The following is a 17,578-nucleotide window of genomic DNA, read 5'->3' on the forward strand; positions in this document are numbered from 1 at the left end:
GGGGCGCCGGGCCCCGCCGCCCGTCCCGGGCGGGCGCTCAGTCCGCGGCGATCGCCCGGAGGACGTCCAGCCGCGCGGCCCGCCCGGCCGGCCGGAGCCCGGCGACGGCGCCCGCGACCAGACCCGCGAGCAGCACCACGGCGAGGCGTCCGGCCGGCAGGGCGAAGGAGCCGGTGCCGGCGCTGTCGGAGGCCCGGACCAGCGCCCACCCGAGGAAGGCGCCGAGCCCCAGGCCGCCGACCGTGCCGAACGCGGCGACCAGCACCGACTCCCAGCGGACCATCGACCGCAGCTGCCCCCTGGTCTGCCCGACCGCCCGCAGCAGGCCGAGCTCACGGGTGCGCTCGTGCACGGCCAGCGTCAGCGTGTTGGCGATGCCGAGCAGGGCGATCAGCACGGCCAGCGCCAGCAGGGCGTAGACCACGGACAGCATGGTGTCCACGCCGCCGGCGGCACTGGCCGCGTACTCGTCGCGGTCCTGCACCTGCGGGTTGCCGTAGCCGTCCGCGACGTGCTGGACGGCGGCTTTGCCCTCGGCGAGCGACACGCCGGGCCGCAGGGCGACCGCGACCATGGTGTCGCTGTCCTGGACCCGGTGCGGCGCCCACGCCTGGCGGGTCATCAGGTAGTCGCCCGCCACGCCACCGCCCTCGTACAGCGCCCGGACGGTGAACCGCGCGGTGCCGTCGGTGAACGCGACGGAGACCGTGGAGCCCAGCTGCCAGCCGCGCTCGGCGGCCTCGCTGCGGGAGACGGCGAGGCCGTCGGTGCCGAGGGCGGCGAGGCTGCCGTCCACCCGGCCCAGGTCGACCACGCCGGGCAGCCGGGCCGGGTCGGTGATGTCCAGCTCCCGGCCGTGGCCGTCGATCCGGGCGGCCCCGCGGCCGAGCCCGACCACCTGCTCCACCTCGGGCAACCGGCGCACGGCCTCGGCGAGTTCCGGACTGACCCCGCTGCCGCCGGCGCCGAACGCGGGCGCGGTGACGGCCAGGTCACCGGCGAAGGAGCGGTCGACGGTGTCGTCCAGGGTGGCCCGGATCGAGGCGGCGAACACGGTGAACAGCGTCACCACCGCGACGCCGACCATCAGGGCGGTGGCGGTCGCCGCCGTCCGGGACGGGTTGCGGGCCGCGTTGCGGCGGGCCAGCGCGCCGCTGACACCGCGCAGCCGCGGCAGCGGGGCGCCGAGCACGCGGACGGCCAGTGCCGCGGCGACCGGGCCGAGGACCACGGTGCCGGCCAGCGCCGCCAGCGCGCCGGCGGTGGTGAGGGCCACCGAGGGCCCGCTCGTCGCACCGAGCACCGTCAGGGGCACGCCGCCGGCCAGCAGGGCGGCGCCGAGCACGGCCCGGACCCGGCCGGTGCGCCCGCTCGCAGCGTCGTCCACCGCGCTGTCGCGCAGCGCCGCGAGCGGGGCGGTGCGGCCGGCCCGGACGGCGGGCAGCAGTGCGGAGCCCAGGGTGACCAGGATGCCCACGGCGAGCGGCAGGACGACCGAGGCCGTCGCGACGACCATCCCGCCGGTGGGCAGCGAGAAGCCCAGCGCGGCGAAGAGCGCGCTCAGCCCGGCCGCCACCCCGATGCCGCCGGCCAGACCGGCCGCCGAGGCCAGCACGGCCACCGCGGCGGCCTCCGCGAGGGTGGCGCCGAGGACCTGTCGGCGGTGCGCGCCGAGCGCGCGCAGCAGCGCGTTCTCCCGGGTGCGCTGGGCGACCACGATGGCGAAGGTGTTGTGGATGGTGAAGGTCGCGACGAGCAGGGCGATCCCGGCGAAGACCAGCAGCAGCGTGGTGAACATCGTCAGGAAGCGGCCGGAGACGTCCGCGGTGGACTCGGCTGTCGCGGCCTGCCCGGTGAGTGCCTCCACACCGGACGGCAGCAGCGGCTCGACCCGGTCCACGAGCTGCTGCTGCGTCAGGGTGTCGGAGCGCAGCCGGATCGCGCTCGCCTGGCCCTCGCCCTTGGGGGTGAGGTGGCGCTCGGCGTCGCCGAGGGTCAGGCCGGTGAAGGTGGAGGGACCCATGCCGTCGGCGTCGGCGCCGAAGGTGGCGATGCCGACGACGGTGATCCGCACCGGGTCCGGGGTTCGCAGCACGGTGGTGTCGCCGATGTGCAGGTCGCCGGCCTTGGCGGCGCCGCGGTTGACGACCGCCTCGCCGGGGGCGGCGGGTGCCCGGCCCTCGGCCAGCCGGTAGGGGTTGAGGGTGCTGTCGGTGAGCCAGTTGCCGGCGAGGGTGGGCGGGCCCTTGCCGCCGACCGGCTCGCCGTTCCGGCCGACCAGCTGGCCGGCGCCCTGGACCGACGGCTCGGCCGCGCTGACCCCGGGAACGGTGCGCAGCCGGTCGGCGAGCGCGGCGTCGACCGGTGCCCGGACCCCGCCCGGGACGTTCTGGGCGGGCAGGACGTCGGCGCTGCGGACGACGGCGCCGGTGCCCGCGTTCGCGTCGGCGAACAGGGTGTCGAAGTTGGCCCGCAGGGTGTCGCCGAGCACCATCGTGCCGGTCAGGAACGCCACGCCGAGCAGGACCGCGAGGACGGTGCCGGCCAGTCGGCGGCGGTGCGCGCGGGCGGATCGGAGGCCGATCCGCAGGGCGGCGTTCATCGTCGGTCACCCTCCCGTGCGCCGGTGGCCGCGGCCGGGGCGTCGAAGGCCTTCATCCGGTCGAGGACGAGGTCGGCGGTGGGCGCGTCCATGCTGTCCACCAGCCGGCCGTCGGCCAGGAACAGGGCCCGGTCGGCGTAGCCGGCGGCGGTGGGGTCGTGGGTGACCATCACCACCGCCTGGCCCATGGTGTCGACCGCCTGCCGGAGCAGGCCGAGGACCTCGGCGCCGGAGCGGGAGTCCAGGTTGCCGGTGGGCTCGTCGGCGAAGACGACCTGCGGACGGCCGGCGAGGGCGCGGGCCACGGCCACCCGCTGCTGCTGGCCGCCGGACAGCTCGGCGGGCCGGTGGTGCAGCCGGTCACCGAGGCCGACCACGTCGACGAGGGCGTCCACCCAGCCACGGTCGGGTGCCTGCCCGGCGAGGTCGAGCGGGAGGGTGATGTTCTCCCGGACGGTGAGGGTGGGCACCAGGTTGAAGGACTGGAAGACGAATCCGATGCGTTCGCGGCGGAGTTCGGTGAGCCGGCGGTCGTTCAGCGTGCCGAGCTCGGTGCCGCCGATGTGGGCGCTGCCGGCGGTGAGGGTGTCCAGGCCGGCGGCGCAGTGCATCAGCGTCGACTTGCCCGAGCCGGACGGGCCCATGATCGCGGTGAACCGCCCGGCCGGGAACTCGACCGTGACGTGGTCGAGCGCCCGGACCCGGGTCGCGCCGACGCCGTACACCTTGACCGCGTCCGTGACCGCGGCGGCGGGGTGCAGCTGGACGACGGTCATTTCGCACCGCCGGGCCGGTCGGTCCGCTCGGTGAGCACGGCGCGCTTGGCGCGGTACTCGTCCTCGTCGATCTCGCCGCGGGCGTAGCGGTCGCCGAGCGTGGCCAGCGGGCCGCCGTGGTGCCGGCCACCGGGGCCGTGGCCGTGCCGCCAGGCGGTGCGCCGCAGGATCCACACGACGAGGAGGATCACGGCTGCCCAGAAGAAGGGGATCAGCAGGATCCACGGGCCGGGCCAGTGGCCGTCCGCGTGGGCGAGCAGGGTGTCCATGGTGTCCATCTCCTCGGTGCAGGGCTGTTGCCGGGACTGCACCGAGCCTCTCCCCCGGGCACCCTGCCGCGCGTCGTCCGGCGAGCGGCAGCTGCGGTACTCCCTGCGTAGTAGCGCGGCCGGGCGGGGAGCCCGCAGGACCCGCAGGACGGGCCTGGGAGCGGGCCAGGGAGCGGAGCGGCAGGCCGGCGGCAGCGAAAGCGAGGGCGGTCACGGCGAGGGCTTCGGGCGGGAGGGTTCGCATGCGGTGAAGTCTTGTCGGCCGTCGACCCGGCCACCATCCCGCAGGCACCACTCTTCGAACTCGACCGTGCACCAGCACCGGTGGTGGACCCAGCACCACCCGAAGCAGTGGGCGGGGCGGGGCCGGGGCGGGCTCCCGCGCCGCGGCTACCCCAGCCAGCCGGGCCGGACGAGGCCCGACTCGTAGGCGAGGACGACCAGTTGGGCGCGGTCGCGGGCGCCGAGCTTGACCATCGCCCGGCTGACGTGGGTCTTGGCGGTGAGCGGGCTGACGACCAGCCGGCGGGCGATGTCCTCGTTGGAGAGGCCCAGGCCGACCAGGGCGAGCACCTCCCGCTCGCGGTCGGTGAGTGCCGCGAGGACCGCGGAGCCGCCCGTCGCAGGGGCCTTGGACCGGGCGGCGAACTCGCCGATCAGCCGGCGGGTCACCCCGGGCGAGAGCAGGGCGTCGCCCGCGGCCGCGACCCGGACGGCGCGCAGCAGTTCGGCCGGTTCGGTGTCCTTGACCAGGAAGCCCGCGGCACCGGCCCGCAGCGCCTCGAAGACGTACTCGTCGAGTTCGAAGGTGGTCAGGACGACCACGCGGACGCCGTCGAGCGTCGCGTCCTCGCCGATCCTGCGGGTGGCGGCGAGGCCGTCCAGCCGGGGCATCCGGATGTCCATCAGCACCACGTCGGGCCGGAGTTCGGCGGCGAGGGCGACGGCCTGCTCGCCGTCGTCGGCCTCGCCGACCACCTCGATGTCGGCCTGGGCGTCGAGCAGTGCGCGGAAGCCCGCGCGGACGAGCACCTGGTCGTCCGCGAGCAGCACCCTGATCACCTCGGACCGCCTCCCGTCGGGTCCTGCGGCCCGCTGCCGCCGGTCGGCAGCCAGGCCCGGACCCGGAATCCGCCGTCGGCCCGCGGCCCGGCCTCCAGGGTGCCGCCGGCCGCGGCGACCCGCTCCCGCATCCCGAGCAGGCCGCTGCCGGAGCCGGCCGGCTCGCCCGCCCCGGCCGGCCCCGGGTCGTCGATCTGCACCGCCAGTCCGTCCGCGGACCGGTCGAGCAGGACCTCGGCGCTGCGCGCCGCCGAGTGGCGGATGACGTTGGTCAGCGCCTCCTGGACGATCCGGAAGGCGGTGAGGTCCAGCCCGGGCGGCAGGGCCGGGGCCGGGCCGCGGTGCCGCACGGCGACGTCGAGGCCGGCCTGGCGGGCCTGCTCGGCGAGTTCGTCCAGCCGGTCGAGGCCGGGGGCGGGGCTGCGCGGGGCGGCGGCGTCCGGTCCGCGCAGCGTGCCGAGGACCTGCCGGACCTCGCCGAGCGCCTCCTTGCTGGCGGCCTTGATGGTGGTCAGGGCCGTCCTGGCCTGTTCGGGCCGGGTGTCGAGGAGTTCCAGGGCGACACCTGCCTGTACGTGGATCAGCGAGATGCTGTGGGCGAGGATGTCGTGCAGTTCGCGGGCCATCCGCAGTCGCTCCTCGTCGACCCTGCGCTGTTGGGCCTGCCGGGCGGCGGCCCGGACGGCCTCCATCCGCTCGCTGCGGAAGCGCAGGATCTCGGCGACGGCCATCACCAGCAGCAGCCAGGCGGCGATGCCGAGTTCCTGCCAGCCGTTGGGTTGCGCGGCCGGGCCGCGCAGCCAGTCCTGCGGCACCGCGAAGGAGATCAGCAGGTGGGCGGCGTAGAAGGCGCCCGCGCACGCCCAGGCGGCCCGGCGGTGGCCCAGCTGCACCGCGGTGCAGAAGGCCACCACCAGGCTGAGGAAGACCGGCCCGTACGGGTACCCGGCCACCAGGTACGCCACCGTGACGGCGGTCGTGCCGACCACCGCGGCGACCGGCCTGCGCCGCCGGAACAGCAGGATCGCGGGGCCGAGCAGGAGCAGCAGGTAGCCGAGGGCGTCCAGCGGCAGGCGGCCGCCCTGGTGCCGGGCGGCCGCGCCCGTCCCGGCCAGCTGTGCGACCGCGACCAGCACCGAGGACGCGACCGGCCAGCCGGCCTTCGCGGCGCGGACCCACGGCGGCTGCCAGGGCGGCGGTTCGTCGGTCATGCCGGGAAGGCTAGCCGCCGGCCGGGCGCCGGGTCGTCAGCCCACCGGCGTGGCCGCGCCTACTCCCCCGGGAGTACGCCGCCCTGCTCCGGGCCACCGCACACCCGGGCCGGTCACACCGCCGGGTCGGGGATGCGGACGACGGCACACCCTGGCCGGGTCACACCGCCGGGTCGGGGATGCGGACGGCGGCGCCGCTCACCCGCACCCGCCGGTCGCCCTCCCGCAGTTCCACCCGGAGCACGCCCGGACGGCCCATGTCCTCGCCCTGGTGCAGGGTGAGGACGGCCTGGCCGAGGCCCTCCAGCTCGCTCAGGTAGGCGCCGAAGGCGGCCGCGGCGGCGCCGGTGGCCGGGTCCTCGACGACGCCGCCGACCGGGAAGGGGTCCCGGACGTGGAAGACGGTGTCGGAGACCCGGTGGACCAGCTGCAGGGTGGTCAGGTCGAGCCGGGTCATCAGCCGGGCGAGCCGGTCGAAGTCGTAGGCGAGTTCGGAGAGCCGCTTGCGGGTGGCGGCGGCCAGCACCAGGTGGCGGGCGCCGGCGTAGGCGATCCGCGGCGGCAGGGTCTCGTCCAGGTCGTCGGCGCTCCAGTCGAGGGCGGCCAGTGCCTCGGCCACGTCCGCCTCGGAGACCGGCTCGACGGCGGGCTCGACGCTGGTCAGGGTGGCGACCGGCCTCCCCTCGGCGTCGAGGGCCGCCTCGACCGGAACCGGTCCGGCCTTGGTCTCGAACAGCAGCTGTCCGGGGCCGATGCGCTCGGCGAGGGCGGCCGCCGCGGCGACGGTGGCGTGGCCGCAGAACGGGACCTCGGCGAGCGGGCTGAAGTACCGGACGGCGAAGGTGCGTGCGCCGCGGGCGGTGAGGAAGGCCGTCTCCGAGTATCCGAGGGCGGCGGCGACGGCGAGCTGGGTGTCGTCGTCGAGCCCCGCGGCGTCGAGCACGACACCGGCGGGGTTGCCCCCGGCCGGGTCGGCGGTGAAGGCGGCGTAGCGCAGGACCTCGGTACCGAATGGAAGCGTCATGCCGGGCAGAACATGCCGGGGGCTCCGGTGATTCCCGCCGCGCGGGCACCCGCCCGCGGCGGCCGCGCACCGGACCGGCCAAGGGCGTTCGGCCCGCCGTCACACCCCCCGGTTGACGGTCACCGCGACGTAACCTCCGCTCCCCGATCCGCCATCAGAGCGAGACCATCCTGCAAACCTGCCGTCATGACGGGACGTCATCCTTGAGGTCAGAGGTAATCAGCCGAAAGGAACTCAGAATGAGCGACTACTCCGTACTCGTTGCAGCACTCGTCGAGCTCTCCGGCGAGCGCGACCGCGGGATCGGCGCGCCCGTCGCGCTGCGCGGCCACGAGGCCGACCGGCTCGCCAGCATGGCCCGGGGCGGCGGTGAACCGCCCGCCGATCGGCCGGCCCCGCTGCTGCGGCTGCTGCGCCGCCGCACCGCCGGCCGCCTCGGCTACTCGGTGTGAGCGGGCGGCCCGTTCGGCGGCGGGGCGCCCCGCGCGGACGCCGCAGGATCTCCCGGCGGCCCGTCACCGGTCATCCGGTGGCGGGCCGCCGTGCGTCCACCTCGATCTCGATCCGCATCCGCGGGTCGGCGAGGCCGCAGACCATCATGGTGGCGGCCGGCCGGACCTCGCCGAACGCGCGGCGCAGCACCGGCCAGCAGGGTTCGAAGTCCTCCCGGTCGGGCAGCAGGTAGCGCACCCGGACCACGTCGGCGAGGGTGCAGCCGGCCTCGGCGAGCACGGCGGTGATGTTCCGCAGGCACTGCTCGGCCTGGGCGACGACGTCCTCGGCGATGGTCATGGCGGTGTAGTCGAAGCCGGTGGTGCCGGAGACGTGCACCCGGTCGCCGTCCACCACCGCCCGGGCGTAGCCGATCTGTTCCTCGAAGAGCGATCCGCTGAGGATCGTGCGGCGCTGTCCCATGACCAGGACGGTAGGCGGCGGTGCGCCGATACGTCCAATACTCCTGACCTGCCGCTGTGATATCCCAGGGGATATGGATCGCCCCGAGCTGGCCCTGAACCAGTTGCACGCCTTCGCCGTGCTCGCCGAGGAGCTGCACTTCGGCCGGGCCGCGGAGCGGCTGGGTGTGGCGCAGCCGCCGTTGAGCCAGCAGATCCGCCGGTTGGAGGAGCGGGTCGGCCACCGGCTGTTCGTCCGCGGGCCGGGGCGGGTGGCGCTGACGGCGGCGGGCGAGGAGCTGCTGCCGGCGGCCCGTCGGGCGCTGGACGAGGTCGCGGCGGGGTTGGCGGCGGCCCGCCGGGTCGCGGCGGGCGAGGCGGGCCGGCTGCGGATCGGCTTCGCCGCCTCGTTGGCGCCGACGGTGCTGCCGGAGCTGCTGCGGTCATTCCGCGCGGGCCGTCCGGGGGTGGAGCTGGAGCTCCGCGAGCTGACCACCGCGCCGCAGGTGGCGGCGCTGCGCGAGCACGCGATCGACGTGGGGCTGATGCGCGAGCCGCCGCAGGACCCGGAGTTGGTGGTGGAGGCGCTCTGGTCGGAGGGCTTCGTCGCGGTGCTGCCGGTCGGGCACCGGCTGGCGGGGCGGCGGGCCGTCCCGGTGGCGGAGCTGGCGGGCGAGTCGTTCGTGCTGCTGCCGCGCGCGTGCGGGCCGACGGTGCACGACCGGATCGTCGGGGTGTGCCGGGAGGCCGGGTTCGAGCCGCGGGTGGCGCAGCGGGCGGTGGAGTGGCAGACGGTCGCGGCGCTGGTCGGGGCGGGGCTGGGGGTGTCCCTCGCTCCGGCGGGCGTGCGCCGGCTGCGGATGCGCGGGGTGGCCTACCGGACGATCACGCCCGACACCGCGCGCACCGGCGTGGGCCTCGTGCGGCGGCGGGAGGACCGCAGCCCGCTGGTCGCCCGCTTCGCCGCCGAGGCCCGCGCCCTCGCCGCACGGGCCGGCGGGCCGCCGGGGGGTGCGGGTCAGGCGTAGTACCGCGCCTCCAGGACGTTCCCGTCCGGGTCGGCGAAGTAGTACGTCCGCGGGGCGGTGCCGCGCGCGCCGAAGGAGTTCTGCGCGTACGGGGTCACCGGGTGACCGCCCGCTTCCAGCCGGGCCCGCAGTGCCGCGAACTCCTCCGCCGAGGTGGTCAGGCAGACGTGGTTGAGCCGGTTGCCCGCGCTGCCCTCGGCGCCGGGCGCGGCGTTGAGCTGCGGAGCGACGGTCAGCGGCACCAGGTCGATCAGCGTCCGCTCGGTGACCCGCATGCTGACGAACGGCGCCTCGCCCGCCTCGAACTCGGCCAGCCGGACCGGCTCCAGCCCCACCACGTCGCGGTAGAACGCGGCCGAGCGCACCGGATCGGCCACCCACAGCACCACATGGTCCAGTTCGTACGGCATCGGCCGTCACCCCTTCGCTCCCCGGCCCGTCCGGTTCGCCCCCATGGTGGCACCGCCCGCCGCGGTCCGGCGGCCGTTCGGCCGCCGTTCGGCCGCGGCGGGTGACGGGCTCCCGCTCTCGTCCGCCGTGCCGCGCCCGGGGCCGGCGGCCCGTCAGCCGCGGCCCGCGTAGACCGCCTGCGGGTCCTGGAGGTAGGGCTGCCAGGCGAGTTCGGCGGCGCCGGCGAGGCCGGCGTGGTCGACCTGGGCGGGCACGATCGGGACGCGTCCGCTGCGGCCCCAGAGGCAGCGGTCGGCGACCACGGCGGCGAGCCGTTCGGGGGCGGCGGCGAGCAGGTCGAGGTGGAGGCCGCTGAGCACGATCCGGTCCGGGTTGAGGATGTTGACCAGGCCCGCGAGGCCGAGGCCCAGCCGGTCGACCACGTGGGCGACGGCCGCGGCGGCGCCGGGGTCGTCGGCCGCGGAGCGGGCCAGCCGGCGGGCCTGGTCGAGCAGTGGCGTGCCGGGGTCGGGTGTGCGGTCGGCGGCGACGAACAGCGCCTCGGGGTCGGTCTCGGCGTTGAGGCAGCCACGGTTGCCGCAGACGCAGCGGCGCCCCTGCGGGTCGACCGTCAGGTGGCCGACCTCCAGGGCGAGTCCGGCGCTGCCGGTGTGCAGCCGTCCGTCGATCACCAGGGCGCCGCCGACGCCGCGGTGGCCGGAGGTGACCAGCAGCAGGTGGCGGGCGTCCCGGCCGGCACCGTGGCGGTGCTCGGCGAGCGCGGCCAGGTTGGCGTCGTTGGCGACGGCGCTCGGCAGCGGGGTGCGGGCGCGCGGGCCGAAGTCGGCGCGCCGCACCTCCTGGGCGAACAGGTCGGCCACCGGGGTGCCGCTGGGCCAGGCGAAGTGCAGGGCGGCGAGGGCGGTGCCGTCCGGTTCGGTGACCGGGTTCGGCAGGGCGAGGCCGACGCCCAGGCAGCGGCGGGTGGTGGCGCGGGCGAGGTCGGCGCCGGCCTCCGTGATGGCCCGCAGCATCCGCACCGGGTCGGTCGCCCCGGGCAGCGGCAGGTAGCGGGCCTCCTCCAGCCGGCCGCCGAGGCCGGCGAGGGCGACGCTCAGGCTGTCCGCGTGGATCTGCGCGGCGACGACGACCGGGCCGGCCGGGTTGACGGCGAGCCGGTGCGAGGGGCGGCCGCGGCCGCCGCCGGCGGGCCGGGAGTCGACGGTGATCAGCCCGAGCGCCTCCAGTTCGCCGGTGACGGCGCCGGCGGTGGCCCGGGTGACGTCGAGGGCGGTGGTCAGCGCGGAGCGGGTCGGCGCCCGGCCGGTGTGGACGAGTTCGAGGGCCGGGCCCAGCAGGCTGCGGCCGCGGTCCGGCGCCGGGCGGCGGTGCTCGGCGGCGGCCGGGATGCGGGCTCCGCCGACGGCGTCCGCGGCGGGGCGCCGCTGCGGCTCCGCCGGCGGCTGGGCACTTGTAGATGAGGTCGGCACTCCTCTATTCTGACTTTGTGCCGCTACTGAACAAAACAGAAGCCCGATCCTCCGCCACCGACTCCGCCGACTCTGCCGCCGCGGTCCGCGCCCCGCGCGCCTGGTCCGCCGCCCGTCTCGCCCTCACCGCCTTCTTCGCGATCGACGGCTTCCTGTTCGCCGCCTGGGTGGTGCGCATCCCCGACGTGCGCGCCCAGGTGCACGCCTCGCACAGCGCGCTCGGCCTCGCCCTGCTCTGCATCTCCGCGGGCGCGGTCGCCACCATGGCCCTCGTCGGCCGGCTCTGCCTGCGGTACGGCAGCCGCCGGGTGACGGTCGGCTCGCTCGCCCTGCTCAGCCTGGCCGTGCCGCTGCCGGCCCACACCCACTCGGTGGCCGCGCTCGGCGCCGTCCTGCTGCTCTTCGGCGCCGGCTACGGCGCGGCCAACGTCAGCATGAACAGCGCCGCCGTCGACCTGGTCGCCCGGCTGCGACGCCCCGTCATGCCGAGCTTCCACGCCGGGTACAGCCTCGGCGGCCTGCTCGGCGCGGCGGTCGGCGGCCTGCTCGCGGGCACGCTCAGCGCCGCCTGGGCGCTCGCCCTCGGCGGGGTGCTCGGCCTGCTGGTCACCGCGGCGGCCGGTGCGGTCCTGCTGCGCGACCCGGACGGCGACGGGCCCGCTCCCGCCGCGTCCCCGGCGGGTACCGCCACCCGGACGGCCGCCGCGGCGCCCCGGCACGCGCGCCTGCTGGTCGTCCTGCTCGGCCTGACCGCCCTGTTCACCGCCTACGGCGAGGGCGCGCTCGCGGACTGGGCCACCCTGCACCTCACCGACGACGTGCACGCGAGCGCCGGGCTGGCCGCCGCCGGTTACGCCGCCTTCGCCTTCGCGATGACCGCCGGGCGGGTCAGCGGCACCTGGCTGTCCATCCGGCTCGGCCCCACCCGGGTGATGGTGTTCGGCGGCCTCACCGCGGCCACGGGCATGCTGCTCGCGGCGCTCGCCCCCTCCGTGCCGGCCGCGCTCGGCGGCTTCGTCCTGGTCGGCCTCGGCCTGGCGAACATCTTCCCGCTGGCGATCGGCCGGGCCGGCGCCACCGGCGGCCCGCAGGGCGTGGCCACCGCCTCCGCCCTCGGCTACGCGGGCATGCTGATCGGCCCGCCGGTCATCGGCTTCCTCGCGGACGCGGTCGGCCTGCCGCTGGCCCTGACCAGCGTCGCCGCCGCGGCCGCCCTGGCCGGCGCCCTCGCCCTCGTCGTCGGCCGCCCCGCCCGCACCGCCTGACCCACCCGCACGGCACCCCGCAGGGCCGGCCCTCCCACCCGGGACGGCCGGCCCTTCGCGCACCACCGCACACCCGGCGGGGGCCGTACCGCGAGCCGGCCCACGCCCGGCGTCAGTCGGCGGCGAGCAGGGCCTCCTCGGCGACGTCCGGATCGGGGTGGTCGTGCCAGGGGGCGAGGTCGGCCTGCAGGCCGCCGGCGTTCGTCCAGTGGTGGTAGGCGGTCAGCAGTCGCACGCCGAGCAGTCCGGCCGCGGTGCCGCCGTCGGCCCGCAGCCGTTCGGTGACGCCGTGCAGCAGTGCCGCGTCCGGTCGGCGGGAGCCGGGGAAGGCCGGTGTCGGCAGCCGGGTGGGGCGGTCGCGGGTGAGGTCGAGGACGGTGTCCCAGCGGTGCGGTGCGGGGTCGCCGGCGACGAGGGCGCCGAGGGCGGCTCCTAGGGCGGCGGCCGCGGCCCGGGCGGGCAGGCCGGCGGCCAGCAGGGCGGGCACCAGCGGGTCGAGCAGGTCCGGGGGTACTCCGATGCCGGAGCGGTGGCCGACCAGGTCGGCCAGCCGGTGGCGCACCCAGGGGTCGGTGCGGGCGTCGGCGGCGAGCCGTCGGACCAGGTGGGGCCACCAGGTGGCGACGGCCGGGTCGGCCGGCCGTTCCACGAACAGGGCGAGCGCGCAGCGGCGGACGGATTCCGGCTCGTCCGGGCAGGACAGTCGCTCGACGACGGCCCGGGCGGTGTCCTCGTCCAGCGGCCCGCGGGTCCCGCGGAGGGTGAAGGCGTGCGCGGCCGCGGCCGGGCCGCCGTCCCGCATCAGGGTGAGCAGCAGTGAGTCGAACGGCGCCTGGCAGGCCGGCGGCAGCCGCAGGTGGCGCACCCCGAGGACGGCTTCGCGTACCGCGTCCTCGTCGAGGTGGGCGGCGAGCCGCGGCGCGACGCCGGGACGGTCCAGGTGGCGGGTCAGGCCGGCGGCCAGGACGGCCCGGACGTCGCGGTGCAGGGCCGGGTCGTCCCAGACGTGCAGGGCGAGGCCGGCGGCGTGCCGGTCGGGGAGTTCGGCGGCGGCGCGGGCGAGTTCCTTGCCGACGCCGACGGCGAGCCCGGGCCGGGTGAGCCGGTCGGCGAGCAGCCGGGCGGCCTCGGCCTCGGGGAGCCTGCCGAGGAGGCGCCGCACGCCTTGGACGGCCGCCCGGCCGCGGCTGCCGGCGCCGAGGTGACCGAGCAGGACGGGCAGCACGGCCGGGGGCTCGCCGCAGGCGGCGAGGCGCAGCAGCGCGGCGGCCGCGACCGGCGGCGGGGCCTCGGCGGCGAGGTCGGCGAGCCGGGCGGGGTCGGTGAGGACGGCGGCCGCGGCGGCCCGGACGGCGAGCGGTTCGCCCTCGTCGGCGGCGACCGGTCCGACCAGGGCGGTGTGTGCGGCCGTGGTCCGCCGGTCGGCGCCGGCGGGCAGGGCGGGCAGCCAGGGGGTGCCCGCGGATGCGGTGCCGGCGGCGAGGAGGGCGGGCAGCAGGTCGGTGCGGCGCCGGGCGAGGACGGCGAAGACCTCGGGCACCCGGGCCAGGCCGGGGTCGGCCGCCACCAGGGTGGCGCACCGCTGCTCACGGGCGCCTGGGTCCTGCAGCCAGCGGCGGGCGGCGCGGGCGAGCAGGTCGGGCGGGTGACCGCCGGTCAGGAAGTGTTCCAGCCAGGCGTCGACGACGGGCAGCGGCGGGAGGAGTTCGGCGACGGCGAGCCGGCGTTCGGGCCGTTCGAAGCCGGGGGTGCGGCGCAGCCGGGCCCAGACGGCGCCGGCCTGTGGCCGGGAGAGGCCGAGCGGCCGGGCGGGTGCCGTCCAGCGGGGGTGTTCGCGCAGGTGGACGGCGAGTGCGGTGAGTGCGGTGACCCGGTCGGTGTCGCCGTCGGCGTCGGCCCGGCGCACGGTGCGCCGCAGCCAGGTGTCGGCGGCGCTCAGGCAGCCGGCGGTGGTGTCGCGGGCCTGGGCGGTGGTGAGGACGGCGTCCCGCAGCACCTGTTCCGGGGTTGCGGAGAGCAGGTGGTCCGGGGTGCGGGCGGCCTCGGCGAGCACCTGTTGGCGGGCCTCGGGGTGGTCGTGCCAGGCGCGTTCGGCGGCGAGCAGGACGTGGGCCCAGGTCTGCGCGTCCTCGCCCGCGGCGGCGCGCAGCAGGCCGACGCGGCCCATCATCCGGGTGGTGTGCCTGTGGTGGCCGGCCAGGGCGGTGAGCCCGTCCTCGGCTTCGCCGAGCGGCAGCAGCGCGAGCAGGCTGGACTGCAGGTACGGCTCGTCGGCGGTGCGGGCCAGGTAGGGCGCGAGCAGCCCGGCCCGCTCGGGCGGGTCGAGGCTGAGCAGGCCGGTGACGTCGGGGCGGCGGGTGTTCGGCCGGGCGGCGAGGCGTTCGCGGACGAGGCGGGAGCGGGTGTCGGGGTCGAGCAGCCGCAGGTAGGGCTCGGGGCCCCAGGCGTCCCGGTGGAACAGCATCCGGGCGGGCCGGGGGCGGCAGACCTCGGCGAGGGTGCGCAGGTCCTCGGGCGGCAGGGCGCGGGCGGCCCGTTCGGCGGCCGCGGGGAGCGGGCCGGCGGGCACCCGGAGCCGGGTGACGGCTCCGGAGCGGACGGCGGCGAGCACCGTCGCGGGCCGGTGGAGCAGCCGGACGGCGGCCTCGGGCGGCAGCGTGTCGGGCGTGGTGGTGAGCAGGTGTTCGGCGGCGGCCCGGTCGCGGGCGGCGACCCCGGCGAGGCGTGCGCGCAGCCGGTGCGGGAGCCGGGCGTCGGGTTGGCCGGCCATGGCGCCGAGCAGCCGGGCGACCGCCCGCGGTGCGGTGCGGGCGAGGGACTGCAGCACGGCGTCGGACGCCGGGAGTCGTGGCAGCCAGTGGTCGGCGCCGGAGGGGGTGCAGGCGGGCAGCAGCCGGGCGGCCTCGCGGGCGTCGTAGCGGTCGCGGACCTCCGGGAGCAGCCGCTCGGCGAGGGCGTGCCGGCGGGTGCGGCGCAGCAGCCGGTACAGGTCGTACCGGAGGTCGCGGGGTGCGGTGCGGGCGAGTTCGGCGAGGGCCTCGTCGGGGACGGGCAGGCGTCCGGCGGCGGCGAGGGCGCGGCGGGCGAGCTCCGGGTCGGTCAGGGCCGCGGTGACCCGGTCGAGGTCGCGGCGGACGACGGCGAGGAAGAGCGCGTCGTGCCGGTCGTGGGTGTCGCCGGCGTCCAGTTCGGTGTGCAGCCGCAGGTAGCGGTCGGCGGTCAGGGCCCGGCCGTGGCGTGCCAGTGCGGCTTCGCGTGCGGGGCTGGGCAGGCGGTCGAGCTGCGGGGGGAGGAGTTCGGTCATCGCGGTCACCGGGACTGCGCGATGCCGGCCTTTCGAATGATCATGGCGGTGAGCGTGACAGCATGGCGGCGAGGGTGCAATCGGTTTTCGTCCGCTCCGGGAGGCGTGTGTGCGAGTCCTGGTGACGGGGGCGTTCGGCTTCGTCGGGCAGGCGGTGGTGCGGCGGCTCGCGGCGGCCGGGCACGAGGTGCGGGCGCTGAGCAGCAGCCGTACCGGGGCCGGCGGGCTGCCGGTGGCCGGGGTGTTCCGGGCGGACGTGCGGGACGCGGCGGCGCTGGCGCCCGCGGTCGCCGGGGTGGACGCGGTCTGCCACCTGGCGGCGCTCACCCGCGGCCGGGAGTCGGTGGTGCGCCCGCAGGCCCACCGCGAGGTGAACCTGGGCGGCACGGCGGCGCTGCTGGACGCGCTGCGCGCACGGCCCGAGGGCGGCCGTCCGCTGGTGGTGTTCGGGTCGACGGCGGCGGTGTACGGCGCGCCGGAGCGGCAGCCGATCGACGAGTCGGCCGTGCCGGCGCCGGGCAATCCGTACGGCGAGTCGAAGCTGGCGGCGGAGCGGGAGCTGGCCGAGCGGGCGGCGGCGGGCGAGATCTCGGCGGTGGTGCTGCGCTGCTTCAACGCGGCCGGCGCGGGCGACGTGGACGAGGCGCGGATCCTGCCGCGGGCGCTGGCGGTGGCCGCCGGCCGGCACCCGTCCCTGGAGCTGAACGGGGACGGCGGTGTGGTGCGGGACTTCGTGCACGTGGACGACGTCGCCGAGGCGTACCTGCGGGCGCTCGGCGCGGAGGAGGTCCTCGCGGCGCACGGCGGGTTCCGGGTCTACAACGTGGGGGCGACGCCGGCGAGCATGCGGGAGATCGTCGCGGCGGTGGAGCGGCTGACGGGCCGTCCGGTGCCGGTGGTGCGGCGGCCGGCGCTGCCGGAGGCGCCGCGGCTGGTGGCGGACTGCACCCGGATCCGGCTGGAGCTCGGCTGGCGGCCGGAGCGCTCCGCGCTGGACCGGCTGGTGCTGGACGCCTGGGCGGCGGCCGGGCCGCGGGGCTGAGTCTGCGCCGTCGACGCGAACTCCCGACACCCCGGCGGCGCTGCCCGGGCGGGGCGCGGCCGGGATGGGAAGCTCGACGGATGATCGACCGCATCCGCAGGGTCCTCACCCGATGGACCGTCATGGTGCCGGTGCTGGCGCTGGTGGCGCTGATCCTGACCTGGGGGCGGTCGCTGCCCGGACCGGTGGTCGGCGTGGTCGCGCTGTTCCTGGCCGGGGCGGTGCTGGCCGCCGTCCACCACGCGGAGGTGATCGCGCACCGGGTCGGCGAGCCGTTCGGGTCGCTGGTGCTGGCGGTCGCGGTGACCGTCATCGAGGTGGCGCTGATCGTGACGCTGATGGTCGACGCCCCGGTCAAGAACACCACCCTTGCGCGGGACACCGTGTTCGCCGCCGTGATGATCACCTGCAACGGGGTGCTCGGCCTGTCGATCCTGATGACGGCGCTGAAGCACCGGGTCGCGGTGTTCAACGCGGAGGGCACCGGCGCCGCCTTCGCCACCATCGCGACGCTCGCCACCCTGAGCCTGGTGCTGCCGACCTTCACCACCAGCACGCCCGGCCCGCAGTTCAACACCGCGCAGCTGACCTTCGCCGGGATCGCCTCGCTGGGCCTGTACGGGCTGTTCGTCACCACCCAGACGCTGCGCCACCGCGAGTACTTCCTTCCGGTCGGCCCGGAGGGCGAGCCGCTGGACGAGGACGAGCACGACGAGCTGCCCAGCACCCGCGCCGCCCTCACCAGCCTGGCGCTGCTCGCCGTGGCACTGATCGCGGTGGTCGGGCTGGCCAAGGGCGTCTCCCCCACCATCGAGTCGGCGGTCGCCGATGCGGGACTGCCGGCCTCGGTGGTGGGTGTGGTGATCGCGCTGCTGGTGCTGCTGCCGGAGACGATCGCCGCACTGCGCGCCGCGGCGGGCAACCGGGTGCAGACCAGCCTCAACCTGGCGCTGGGCTCCTCGCTGGCCAGCATCGGGCTGACGGTGCCCGCGGTGGCGATCGCCTCGATCTGGCTCAGCGGGCCGCTGGTGCTGGGTCTCGGCGCCTCGCACATGGTGCTGCTGGCGCTGACCGTCGCGATCGGCACGCTCACCGTGATCCCGCGCCGGGCGACGCCGCTGCAGGGGGCGGTGCACCTGGCGGTGCTGGCGGCGTACCTCGTCCTCGCCGTCAGCCCGTGACCACCTGCCGGCCGTGGCTGCCGGTCACCCGGTGCGCGCGG

The 17,578-nt window shown here is 77.3% G+C and carries 15 protein-coding genes; 5 read left to right on the forward strand and 10 right to left on the reverse strand.

From position 1 onward, the window contains the following. Positions 1-37 precede the first annotated feature (37 nt). From AB0P35_RS19995 to AB0P35_RS20020, 6 genes are all read right to left on the reverse strand, one after another. Positions 38-2,602, reverse strand: coding sequence for an FtsX-like permease family protein (locus AB0P35_RS19995; RefSeq protein WP_363512261.1), 2,565 nt, complete (start codon positions 2,600-2,602; stop codon positions 38-40). After that, positions 2,599-3,378, reverse strand: a complete 780-nt coding sequence (locus AB0P35_RS20000; protein ID WP_363512263.1) for an ABC transporter ATP-binding protein — start codon at positions 3,376-3,378, stop codon at positions 2,599-2,601. Before AB0P35_RS20000 ends, AB0P35_RS19995 begins: the two co-directional genes overlap by 4 nt. Beyond that, positions 3,375-3,647 carry an SHOCT domain-containing protein gene (locus tag AB0P35_RS20005; RefSeq protein WP_363512319.1) on the reverse strand — a complete coding sequence of 91 codons (273 nt, stop codon included), beginning with the start codon at positions 3,645-3,647 and terminating at the stop codon, positions 3,375-3,377. Before AB0P35_RS20005 ends, AB0P35_RS20000 begins: the two co-directional genes overlap by 4 nt. Positions 3,648-4,037: 390 nt before the next feature. Next, positions 4,038-4,709 carry a response regulator transcription factor gene (locus tag AB0P35_RS20010; RefSeq protein WP_363512265.1) on the reverse strand — a complete coding sequence of 224 codons (672 nt, stop codon included), beginning with the start codon at positions 4,707-4,709 and terminating at the stop codon, positions 4,038-4,040. Continuing rightward, positions 4,706-5,920, reverse strand: a complete 1,215-nt coding sequence (locus AB0P35_RS20015) for a sensor histidine kinase (protein WP_363512267.1) — start codon at positions 5,918-5,920, stop codon at positions 4,706-4,708. Before AB0P35_RS20015 ends, AB0P35_RS20010 begins: the two co-directional genes overlap by 4 nt. Before the next feature lie 160 nt (positions 5,921-6,080). Next, positions 6,081-6,944 (reverse strand): PhzF family phenazine biosynthesis isomerase, encoded by an 864-nt coding sequence (locus tag AB0P35_RS20020; RefSeq protein ID WP_363512269.1) that lies wholly within the window; start codon positions 6,942-6,944, stop codon positions 6,081-6,083. Positions 6,945-7,183: 239 nt separating this feature from the next. On the opposite strand from AB0P35_RS20020, the gene AB0P35_RS20025 reads away from it, so the two are divergent. Then, a complete protein-coding gene (locus AB0P35_RS20025) occupies positions 7,184-7,396 on the forward strand; it encodes a hypothetical protein (RefSeq protein ID WP_363512271.1) in 213 nt (70 codons plus the stop codon). 70 nt (positions 7,397-7,466) lie between these two features. Here AB0P35_RS20025 and AB0P35_RS20030 read toward each other — a convergent pair whose 3' ends face one another. Then, positions 7,467-7,859: a RidA family protein gene (locus AB0P35_RS20030; RefSeq protein WP_363512273.1), complete on the reverse strand. Its 393-nt coding sequence runs from the start codon at positions 7,857-7,859 to the stop codon at positions 7,467-7,469. 73 nt (positions 7,860-7,932) lie between these two features. Between AB0P35_RS20030 and AB0P35_RS20035 the strand changes: the two genes are divergently transcribed. Next, positions 7,933-8,865, forward strand: coding sequence for a LysR family transcriptional regulator (locus tag AB0P35_RS20035; protein ID WP_363512275.1), 933 nt, complete (start codon positions 7,933-7,935; stop codon positions 8,863-8,865). Here AB0P35_RS20035 and AB0P35_RS20040 read toward each other — a convergent pair. Further along, entirely contained in the window at positions 8,856-9,275 is a 420-nt protein-coding gene (locus AB0P35_RS20040; protein ID WP_363512277.1) for a VOC family protein, read from the reverse strand. The genes AB0P35_RS20035 and AB0P35_RS20040 overlap by 10 nt on opposite strands. Before the next feature lie 153 nt (positions 9,276-9,428). Further along, positions 9,429-10,664 (reverse strand): ROK family protein, encoded by a 1,236-nt coding sequence (locus AB0P35_RS20045; RefSeq protein WP_363512321.1) that lies wholly within the window; start codon positions 10,662-10,664, stop codon positions 9,429-9,431. Between the two features lie 98 nt (positions 10,665-10,762). On the opposite strand from AB0P35_RS20045, the gene AB0P35_RS20050 reads away from it, so the two are divergent. Then, positions 10,763-12,010: an MFS transporter gene (locus AB0P35_RS20050; protein WP_363512279.1), complete on the forward strand. Its 1,248-nt coding sequence runs from the start codon at positions 10,763-10,765 to the stop codon at positions 12,008-12,010. A 112-nt stretch (positions 12,011-12,122) separates the two neighbouring features. Here the strand turns inward: AB0P35_RS20050 and AB0P35_RS20055 are convergent, their stop codons facing one another. After that, positions 12,123-15,314: a hypothetical protein gene (locus tag AB0P35_RS20055; RefSeq protein ID WP_363512281.1), complete on the reverse strand. Its 3,192-nt coding sequence runs from the start codon at positions 15,312-15,314 to the stop codon at positions 12,123-12,125. Positions 15,315-15,423: 109 nt separating this feature from the next. Here AB0P35_RS20055 and AB0P35_RS20060 point away from each other — a divergent pair, with 109 nt between their 5' ends. Beyond that, positions 15,424-16,356, forward strand: a complete 933-nt coding sequence (locus AB0P35_RS20060; protein ID WP_363512283.1) for an NAD-dependent epimerase/dehydratase family protein — start codon at positions 15,424-15,426, stop codon at positions 16,354-16,356. Between the two features lie 80 nt (positions 16,357-16,436). Continuing rightward, the gene (locus AB0P35_RS20065; RefSeq protein WP_363512285.1) at positions 16,437-17,537 is read left to right on the forward strand and encodes an ionic transporter y4hA; all 1,101 of its coding nucleotides are present in this window, start codon (positions 16,437-16,439) and stop codon (positions 17,535-17,537) included. Positions 17,538-17,578 lie beyond the last annotated feature (41 nt).

It is taken from the genome of Kitasatospora sp. NPDC085879, from assembly GCF_040686255.1.
GTDB lineage: Bacteria > Actinomycetota > Actinomycetes > Streptomycetales > Streptomycetaceae > Kitasatospora.

Excerpts from the sequence above, each read along its gene's own strand:
- AB0P35_RS20065 (WP_363512285.1), top strand. The coding sequence starts at position 16,437 with ATGATCGACCGCATCCGCAGGGTCCTCACCCGATGGACCGTCATGGTG.
- AB0P35_RS20015 (WP_363512267.1), bottom strand. The coding sequence starts at position 5,920 with ATGACCGACGAACCGCCGCCCTGGCAGCCGCCGTGGGTCCGCGCCGCG.
- AB0P35_RS20035 (WP_363512275.1), top strand. The coding sequence starts at position 7,933 with ATGGATCGCCCCGAGCTGGCCCTGAACCAGTTGCACGCCTTCGCCGTG.
- AB0P35_RS20030 (WP_363512273.1), bottom strand. The coding sequence starts at position 7,859 with ATGGGACAGCGCCGCACGATCCTCAGCGGATCGCTCTTCGAGGAACAG.
- AB0P35_RS20000 (WP_363512263.1), bottom strand. The coding sequence starts at position 3,378 with ATGACCGTCGTCCAGCTGCACCCCGCCGCCGCGGTCACGGACGCGGTC.
- AB0P35_RS20055 (WP_363512281.1), bottom strand. The coding sequence starts at position 15,314 with ATGACCGAACTCCTCCCCCCGCAGCTCGACCGCCTGCCCAGCCCCGCA.
- AB0P35_RS19995 (WP_363512261.1), bottom strand. The coding sequence starts at position 2,602 with ATGAACGCCGCCCTGCGGATCGGCCTCCGATCCGCCCGCGCGCACCGC.
- AB0P35_RS20020 (WP_363512269.1), bottom strand. The coding sequence starts at position 6,944 with ATGACGCTTCCATTCGGTACCGAGGTCCTGCGCTACGCCGCCTTCACC.
- AB0P35_RS20005 (WP_363512319.1), bottom strand. The coding sequence starts at position 3,647 with ATGGACACCCTGCTCGCCCACGCGGACGGCCACTGGCCCGGCCCGTGG.
- AB0P35_RS20040 (WP_363512277.1), bottom strand. The coding sequence starts at position 9,275 with ATGCCGTACGAACTGGACCATGTGGTGCTGTGGGTGGCCGATCCGGTG.
- AB0P35_RS20025 (WP_363512271.1), top strand. The coding sequence starts at position 7,184 with ATGAGCGACTACTCCGTACTCGTTGCAGCACTCGTCGAGCTCTCCGGC.